This window comes from Pelomonas sp. KK5, from assembly GCF_001984095.1.
GTDB lineage: Bacteria > Pseudomonadota > Gammaproteobacteria > Burkholderiales > Burkholderiaceae_C > KK5.
Window position 1 is genome coordinate 1 of sequence record NZ_LYVQ01000312.1, and the last position, 5,819, is coordinate 5,819.

The 5,819-nt window shown below is 72.0% G+C and carries 6 protein-coding genes and 1 riboswitch; of the genes, 3 read left to right on the forward strand and 3 right to left on the reverse strand.

Annotation, left to right across the window (positions count from 1 at the left end; translation table 11 throughout):
* The coding region (locus B0W88_RS29040) for an EAL domain-containing protein (RefSeq protein ID WP_077038023.1) at positions 1 to 972 on the forward strand (972 nt) is incomplete at its 5' end.
* A 259-nt stretch (positions 973 to 1,231) separates the two neighbouring features.
* A complete protein-coding gene (locus B0W88_RS29045; RefSeq protein ID WP_077038024.1) occupies positions 1,232 to 2,491 on the forward strand; it encodes a cytosine permease in 1,260 nt (419 codons plus the stop codon).
* Here the strand turns inward: B0W88_RS29045 and thiD are convergent.
* Genes thiD through thiM form a run of 3 tightly spaced genes read right to left on the reverse strand, consistent with a single transcriptional unit; the run spans position 2,448 to position 4,733 of the window.
* A complete protein-coding gene (gene thiD, locus B0W88_RS29050; protein ID WP_077038025.1) occupies positions 2,448 to 3,284 on the reverse strand; it encodes a bifunctional hydroxymethylpyrimidine kinase/phosphomethylpyrimidine kinase in 837 nt (278 codons plus the stop codon). The genes B0W88_RS29045 and thiD overlap by 44 nt on opposite strands.
* Entirely contained in the window at positions 3,281 to 3,904 is a 624-nt protein-coding gene (gene thiE / locus B0W88_RS29055; RefSeq protein ID WP_077038026.1) for a thiamine phosphate synthase, read from the reverse strand. Before thiE ends, thiD begins: the two co-directional genes overlap by 4 nt.
* A complete protein-coding gene (thiM, locus tag B0W88_RS29060; RefSeq protein ID WP_077038027.1) occupies positions 3,897 to 4,733 on the reverse strand; it encodes a hydroxyethylthiazole kinase in 837 nt (278 codons plus the stop codon). Before thiM ends, thiE begins: the two co-directional genes overlap by 8 nt.
* Before the next feature lie 52 nt (positions 4,734 to 4,785).
* Positions 4,786 to 4,884: riboswitch (TPP riboswitch) on the reverse strand.
* Between the two features lie 77 nt (positions 4,885 to 4,961).
* Between thiM and B0W88_RS29065 the strand changes: the two genes are divergently transcribed.
* Positions 4,962 to 5,759 carry a PEP-CTERM sorting domain-containing protein gene (locus tag B0W88_RS29065; protein WP_077038028.1) on the forward strand — a complete coding sequence of 266 codons (798 nt, stop codon included), beginning with the start codon at positions 4,962 to 4,964 and terminating at the stop codon, positions 5,757 to 5,759.
* The last annotated feature ends 60 nt before the right edge of the window (positions 5,760 to 5,819 follow it).

Sequence of the window (5,819 nt, forward strand, 5' to 3'; positions counted from 1 at the left end):
CTGCCGGCCACGCTGGCGCTGAACATCGGCGCCCACCTCAGCGTGCCGATCCGCCTGGGCGACGGCCGCGTGTTCGGCACCTTCTGCTGCTTCAGCCGGCGCCCCGACACCTCGCTCAGCGAGCGCGACCTGGTGACCATGCGCGTGCTGGCCGAGGTGATGGCCGAGCACTTCGGCCGCGAGCGCGCCGGCCGCGATGCCACCACGCAGTTGCAGCGCCGCATCGACCGTGCGCTGGAGTCCGGCTGCATGCGCTCGGTCTACCAGCCGATCTTCGACCTGTCCGCCGGCAGTGCCGTCGGCTTCGAGGCGCTGACCCGCTTCGACTGCGAGCCGCCGCGCACGCCGGACCTCTGGTTCACCGAAGCGGCGCAGGTGCAGCGCGGCGTCGAGCTGGAGCTGCATGCGATCAAGCTGGCGCTGGCCGGCATCGCCACCGTCCCGGCGGGCCTGTACCTGACGCTCAATGCCTCGCCGGGCACGATCCTCGATGGCCGGCTCGCGCGCATGCTCTGCGGCTATCCGCTCGACCGCATCGTGCTGGAGGTGACCGAGCACGACGAGGTCCAGCACTACGCGGAGATCGCGCGCGCCGTCGATCCGCTGCGCGACGCCGGCCTGCGCGTGGCCGTCGACGATGCCGGCGCCGGCTTCGCCTGCTTCAGGCACATCCTCAACCTGGCGCCGGACATCATCAAGCTCGACAACAGCATCACCCGCCACATCGACACCGACACCAGCCGCCAGGCCCTGGCCGCCGCGCTGGCCCGCTTCGCCGAGACCACGCGCGGCAAGCTGGTCGCCGAGGGCGTGGAGACGAACGGCGAGCTGGCCATGCTGCAGCACATCGGCATCGAGTTCGCGCAGGGCTATTCGCTCTGCCGGCCCGGCCCGCTGCGGGTGACGCTGGACCTGGCGGACCAGGCCGCCGCGCGGCTGCGGCGCAGCCCGGCCTTCGCCGCGGTCCACTGAGCCTGTTCAGCCAGCCGCCGCGGGCCTCCATCCGCAGGACTAGAATCCCCCACGCCCGGCAGCCATGGCCGCCGGGTTCCGCTGGGGGTGTTGGCGCTTGACGGCGTCGACTGAGAGAGTCCCTTTGAACCTGACGTGGAGCGCAGCCATGCGCTTCACAGTCCCCGACAGGGGATTCGAGGTAATCCTCGCGCAGGGAAGCCAGGTGATCTGCAGGCAGCGACACCTCATTTCCTGCCATTCGTACCGGGCATCGACGATGGCGACAGAGACGACTTCTTCCACCGAACGCGTGTTCGGCACCCTCGACCACATGGCCCTGTGGTTCAGCCTCGGCGTGGGCCTGCTGGTGATGCAGGTCGGCGCCTACCTGGTCCCGGCCCTGTCGGTGCCGCAGGCGCTGGCGGTGGTGCTGGCCGGCTCGGCGCTCGGCGCGGCGCTGCTGGCCTGGGTCGCCTCGATCGGCTGCCGGCACGGGCTGTCCACGGCGCAGCTGATCGGCGCCAGCCTGGGCCAGCGCTTCGCCGCATTGCCCGTCGGGCTCAATATCCTGCAACTGCTCGGCTGGACCGCCTTCGAGCTGGTCGTGATGCGCGACGGCACCGTCGAGATAACGCGTCAGCTGAGCGGTGTTGCCGCGCCGGCCTGGCTGCCGGTCGTGGCCACGCTGGCCTGGGGCGCGCTGCTGGTGGCGCTGGCGGCGGGCTCGATGGTGGCGCTGGTGCGCCGCTTCGTCAGCCGCTTCGGGCTGCCGCTGGTGCTGCTGTCGCTGCTGTGGTTGTCCTGGCAGTTCGGCCAGCGTGTCGATGCCGGCTGGTGGCAGCGGCCGGGCGACGGCTCGATGAGCCTGCTGGCCGCGCTGGACCTGGTGATCGCGATGCCCGTCTCCTGGCTGCCGCTGGTGGCCGACTACGCCCGCCACGGCCGCACGCCCGGCGGCGCGCTGCGCGGCACCTGGCTGGGCTATGCGCTGGCCAATGTCTGGTGCTATGGCCTCGGCGTGCTGATCGTCAGCGTGGTGCCGGCCGGCACCGACCTCGTGGCCGGCCTGCTGCTGGCCCAGGGCGGCCTGCTGGCCTTCGGCCTGATCCTGGTCGACGAGACCGACAACGCCTATGGCGACGTCTACTCGGGTGCGGTGTCGCTCAACTTCCTCAGCGCGAAGCTCAACGTGCGGCGCGCGGGCATGGGCCTGGCCGTCGTCGCCACCGGCTGCGCGCTGCTGCTGCCGATGCACAGCCTGGAGCCCTTCCTGCTGATGCTCAGCTCGATCTTCGTGCCGCTGTTCGGCGTCGTGATCTCGCAATGGGCAGGGCGCGAGGCCGAACCGGAATCGGCGGCATGGAAGCCCGGCGCGGCGCTGGTGTGGCTGCTGGGCGTGGCCTGCTTCCACCTGACGGCGCAGCTGAAGCCCGAGTGGGGTTCGGCCCTGCCCAGCCTGGCGCTGACGCTGCTGCTGGGCGGCCTGCTGCGCCTCAATGCGGCCCGGCGGGCCGCTTCATCAAGGCTCGCGGCCTGACGCCATGGTTCAGCGGCCCATGGCCGCCGCCCAGCGCCACGTCCGCCCCGCCCTGCAGCGCCTCGCGCACATAGGCGCGGGCCTGCTCCACCGCCGCGCCCAGCGGCTCGCCCAGCGCGAGCCCGCAGGCGATCGCGCTGGACAGCGTGCAGCCGGTGCCATGCGTGTTGCGGCTGGCGATGCGTGAGGCGGTCCACTGCTGCAGGTGCGGGCCGTCGAGCAGCAGGTCGGTCAGTTCCTCGCCCGGCAGGTGGCCGCCCTTGAGCAGAACGGCCGGCGTGCCCAGCACCTGCAGTTCGCGCGCCGCGGGCTCCAGTTGCTCGCGGGCGCTCAGCGTGCGGCCCAGCAGCCAGCCGGCCTCGTCCAGATTGGGCGTGATCACCGTGACCAGCGGGAACAGCTCGCGCACGATCACGTCCACCGTTTCCTCGGCGATCAGCTTGTCGCCGCTGGTGGCCACCATCACCGGATCGAGCACCACGCGAGCGAAGCGGTGGCGGCGGATCGCGTCGGCCACGACCCGCACGACCTCGGCGTTATGGAGCATGCCGATCTTGACCGCGTCCACGCCGATGTCCTCGGCCACCGCATCGATCTGGCTGGCCAGCAGCTCGGGCGGCAGCGCCTGGATGGCGCGCACGCCGCGCGTGTTCTGCGCGGTGATCGCGGTGATCGCGGTCATGCCGTAGCAGCCCAGCGCGGCGATGGTCTTCAGGTCGGCCTGGATGCCGGCGCCGCCGCCGCTGTCGGAGCCGGCGATGCTGAGCACGCGGGCATAGGTCTGGCTGCTCATGCCGTCCTCCTGATGAGTCCGCGCAGCCGCGCCGCCGCCTCGGCCGGATCGGCCGCCGTGCACAGCAGGCTGACGACGGCCAGGCCGTCGGCGCCGGCGTCCATCACCGCGGTGGCGTTGTCGAAACCGATGCCGCCGATGGCCACCAGCGGCCGGCCGGTCATCGCGCGGATGCGGCGCAGGCCGGCCAGGCCCAGCGGCGGCGCGGCATCGGTCTTGGTGCTGGTGCCGAAGACCGGGCTGATGCCGTAGTAGTCGACCGGCGCACGCTCGGCCGCCATCACCTGGCCGGCGGACTCGATGGACAGGCCGATCAGCGCCCCCGGCATCAGCCGCCGCACGTCCTCGGGCGGCATGTCGTTCTGGCCCACATGCACGCCGTCGGCGCCGCAGGCCAGGGCCACGTCCACCCGGTCGTTGATCAAGAGCGGCACGCCCAGCGGCGTCAGCAGCGCCTTCAGCGCGCGGGCGCGCTCGACGAAGGGCCGGGTCTCCAACGTCTTCTCGCGCAACTGCACGATGCTGGCCCCGCCGCGCACCGCGGCGGCCACGACCGCCTCCACGCCGCGCGCGCCGCACAGCGCCGTGTCGGTCACCAGGTGCAGACTCAGGTCAGCCATGGACCACGAGCTTCAGGCGCGAGGTGAAGGACGCTTCGTCGAGCAGCTGCAGCCCGTCCAGCAGCTCGATCTGCAGCCGGCCGACACCGGCGCCCGCCGCCTGCACCCGCTCGGCCGCCAGCTCGCCCACCACGCCCAGCACCGCCATCGCCGCCAGCGTGGCGCGCCAGCGGTCCGGCTGCACCGCGGCGAAGGCGCCCACCAGCGCGCTGGCCGAGCAGCCGACGCCGGTGACCTTCGTCATCCACGGATGGCCGTTGGACAGCACCGCGTGCCGGCCCGCGGCGTCGAGCACATGGTCGTCCGCGCCGCTGACGCAGACCACGCCGCCGAGGTCCGAGGCCAGCGCGCGCGCCGCGTCCACCGCCTCGCCGGACGAGGCCGAGCTGTCCACCCCGCGGGTCTTCGCCGCCAGGCCGGCCACGCTCATGATCTCGGAGCCGTTGCCGCGCACGATCGACGGCGCGCCGGTCTGCATCAGCGCGGCCAGCGCCTCGTTGCGATAGCGGGTGGCGCCGGCGCCCACCGGGTCCAGCACCACCGGGATGCCGCGTGCGAGCGCCGTCTGCAGCGCCAGCTGCATCGCGCGGATCCACTGCGGCTCCAGCGTGCCGATGTTCAGCACCAGGGCCTGGGCGATGCCGGCCATGTCCTGCACCTCTTCCAGCGCGTGGGCCATCACCGGCGCGGCGCCGACGGCCAGCAGCGCGTTGGCGTTGTAGTTCATCACGACGAAGTTGGTGATGCTGTGCACCAGCGGCGTCTGCGCGCGCACGGCGAGCAGGTCGGCCCACAGCTCGGTGGCGCTGATCTTGGCAGTTAGGCCCATGGCGATCGGTCCTCTCGATGGCGGGACGTCGCGGGCGGGAAGGAGGCCACGGCCGAGGCCGTCGTCGCTTCCCTACGCTGGCACGACCCAGGTCAGGTTCGAAGGGTGTTTCTCAGCCGGTCACGAAAGACCTGCACCCCTAGCGGACGCCCCGGTCCATGGAGACGGCCGGGGCTGGCGCATTATGGCGCGAGCGGCGACCATAAGCACCCTGCCGAGGAGCTCCGGATGCGAACCCTGCCTGCCACCCTGTTGTCGATGATGCTGCCGCTCGCCGCCGGCGCCCAGGTGCTCTACGACCCCGCCACGACCAACACGAACCCCGCACTGACCGGCTGGCTCGGCGGCTCCGTCCTCGGGGCCAGCGCCAGCTACGGCAGCAGCGGCGCGCTGCTGACACCCGCCTCCAACGCCGCCGTCGCCGGCTGGTCCAGCTATCCGGCGCTGCTGGCGCTGGACGGCTCGCTGCCGCCGGTCAATGCGGCCTTCCCGGTGCTGGACGAAAGCGTCGGCTATGCGCTGACCTTCGGCATGACGCTCGCCAACGAGGACCACAGCGGCAACGCCAACCGCGCCGGCTTCTCGGTGATGCTGATCGGCAGCGACAGGAAGGGCGTGGAGATCGGCTTCCAGAACGACCGCATTTTTGCCCAGAACCTGGTCGGCAACACCTTCGTGGCCGGCGAGTCCACGACCGACCCGGCCTTCGTCGCCGCCGCCTTCGCGCCGAACCGCTGGGTGCTGTCAGTGCAGGGCGGCAGTTATGTGCTGAGCCTGGACGGGCAGACGGTGCTCTCCGGCGCCGTGCACGACTACTCCAGCTACACCGGCAACGGCAGCAATGCCTACAAGACGCCGAACTTCCTTTTCCTCGGCGACAACACGACGTCCGCCGGGGCGACGATCCTGCTGAGCTATGCGGAGATCACGACGCCGGTGCCCGAGCCGGGCACCGGCTTGCTGCTGGGCGGCGGCTTGCTGGGCCTGCTGGCCGGCCGCCGCCGCAGCGGTTCGCGGATCAGCTGAAGTCGTCGCTGCCGCCGCCACCGCCGCCCACGTCGGAGCTGCTGTCGCTGCCGCCGAAGT